The organism is Streptomyces phaeochromogenes (genome assembly GCF_001418655.1).
GTDB lineage: Bacteria > Actinomycetota > Actinomycetes > Streptomycetales > Streptomycetaceae > Streptomyces > Streptomyces phaeochromogenes.
Genome location: NZ_LIQZ01000669.1, coordinates 1 through 1682, shown reverse-complemented (window position 1 = coordinate 1682; position 1682 = coordinate 1). Strand labels below are relative to the sequence as shown.

At 66.9% G+C, this 1682-nt stretch carries 2 protein-coding genes and 1 pseudogene; 2 read left to right on the top strand and 1 reads right to left on the bottom strand.

The features are described 5' to 3' along the window. The first annotated feature begins 4 nt into the window (after positions 1–4). Positions 5–502: a peptidylprolyl isomerase gene (locus AOK17_RS47400; RefSeq protein ID WP_055616825.1), complete on the top strand. Its 498-nt coding sequence runs from the start codon at positions 5–7 to the stop codon at positions 500–502. Positions 503–969: 467 nt separating this feature from the next. Here the strand turns inward: AOK17_RS47400 and AOK17_RS51160 are convergent, their stop codons facing one another. Next, positions 970–1293 carry a hypothetical protein gene (locus AOK17_RS51160; RefSeq protein WP_055618806.1) on the bottom strand — a complete coding sequence of 108 codons (324 nt, stop codon included), beginning with the start codon at positions 1291–1293 and terminating at the stop codon, positions 970–972. 85 nt (positions 1294–1378) lie between these two features. Here AOK17_RS51160 and AOK17_RS53405 point away from each other — a divergent pair. Further along, positions 1379–1497, top strand: a pseudogene (locus tag AOK17_RS53405) (ATP-binding protein); the annotation flags it as partial. Positions 1498–1682 lie beyond the last annotated feature (185 nt).

Below are 1682 nucleotides of genomic sequence, written 5' to 3'. Positions count from 1 at the left end.
CCCTATGTCTACCAACGTCTTCTTCGACATCACCATTGACGGCAGCGCCGAAGGCCGGATCGTCTTCAACCTGTACGACGACGTCGTCCCCAAGACGGCGCAGAACTTCCGCGAGCTCACCACCGGCCAGCACGGCTTCGGATACGAGGGCTCCGGCTTCCACCGTGTCATCCCCGACTTCATGCTCCAGGGCGGCGACTTCACCCGCGGCGACGGCACCGGCGGCAAGAGCATCTACGGCCAGAAGTTCCCCGACGAGAACTTCAAGCTCAAGCACGACAAGCCGTTCCTGCTGTCCATGGCGAACTCCGGCCCCGACAGCAACGGCTCCCAGTTCTTCATCACCACAGTCCTCACACCGTGGCTGGACGGCAAGCACGTGGTCTTCGGCGAAGTCGTCGAAGGCCAGGACCTGGTAAAGAAGATCGAGTCCCTCGGCTCACGATCCGGCGCCACCCGCGCGAAGATCGAAATCGCCTCCTCGGGCATCCTGGAGAAGTAGCCCCACCGCCCCGGGCGGCGGAACCGGCTCAACGCAGGCCGTCCGGCCGCACATCCGCCCGCTCAGCCCGGGGCCGCCACGGAAGCTCCCGAGTCGGACGCATCAGCATTGTGCTCGCCGCCTGCCACCCGCGTGCCGCGGCCGAGCAGCGGGTGGCACGCCGAGAACGTCGGTCGATGCCCGAGGGCGCGGGTATCGATCACGTGAGCGTTCCCCCTCGCTGGCAACAGCCGCGGCGACGTGGACTTCCTGGAGCCCGACGGCAAGGTCCCGGGGCCAACGGACCCGCCCCGTCACCACCGACGAGGTCCAGGGCTGGCCGACGTCCAGGGCTGGTGGCCGCGGCCGTCAATGCTCTGCTCAGGCCTCCTTGCTGGTCGGCCTGGGCAGAGTGCTCCACGGAACCCTTGAGCGTCTCTCCTGACAGTGACTCCGAAATGGCGCAGCCACTGGCGACCGATGCCGCCTCAGCGGGAGACCTCACGGCGCTCGCCTGCCTCACCCGAATGTTCGAGAGTGAGGACTATCCAGAGTCCGCCGAACGGCAAGCCCCTCTCTCGCCGGGCGCCGAGTCCCGTGACCTGCCGGGCGGCACGACCGGCCTGGATCTGCGCCTCGGCGGCAGCGCCGACGGCAAGGCGGCCACCGAACTGGTCGAGCGCGTACGGGACATACGGGGCGACGAGCTCGTCGAGGTCACCGGTGTCGCGGCCCGTCTCGTCGACTTCCGCGCGATGCTCGGCGACCGGGCACCCTGGGCCGCCATATCGCTGAGTTTTGGGTTCTGGCACAGATCTTGGGGAGCGTTCCCGCGCACCGCCCGCGCATCTGCTCCCCGAGCGGACGACCGGCGTGCTGGGTGTGGTGTACCTGCTAAAGATCCTGACCGAAACCATCGCCCGCTACGGCCGAGTCGATCTTCTCTGTATTGATGAGCTCGGCTATACGGAGCTGACCGCAGGGGCGCTGAGCTGCTGTTCCAGGTTCTGACGGAGTGAACTGAATCCCACCGCCTCACTCTCACCCAGGCCCGAGCCGCAGCACAAGACGCCGCTGGCTAGCCTCAATGCGGCCGATCAACGTAACAACCTCAATCTCCTTGATGCAGTCAGCCAGCTGCGGCAACATGCTCCGATGCCAGAACCCCGGATCGAGCCGCTTGCCGTCGACGGCAACGGCA

What these genes read in the sequence shown, in the direction of transcription:
- AOK17_RS47400 (WP_055616825.1), top strand. Translation starts at nt 5, where the DNA reads ATGTCTACCAACGTCTTCTTCGACATCACCATTGACGGCAGCGCCGAA.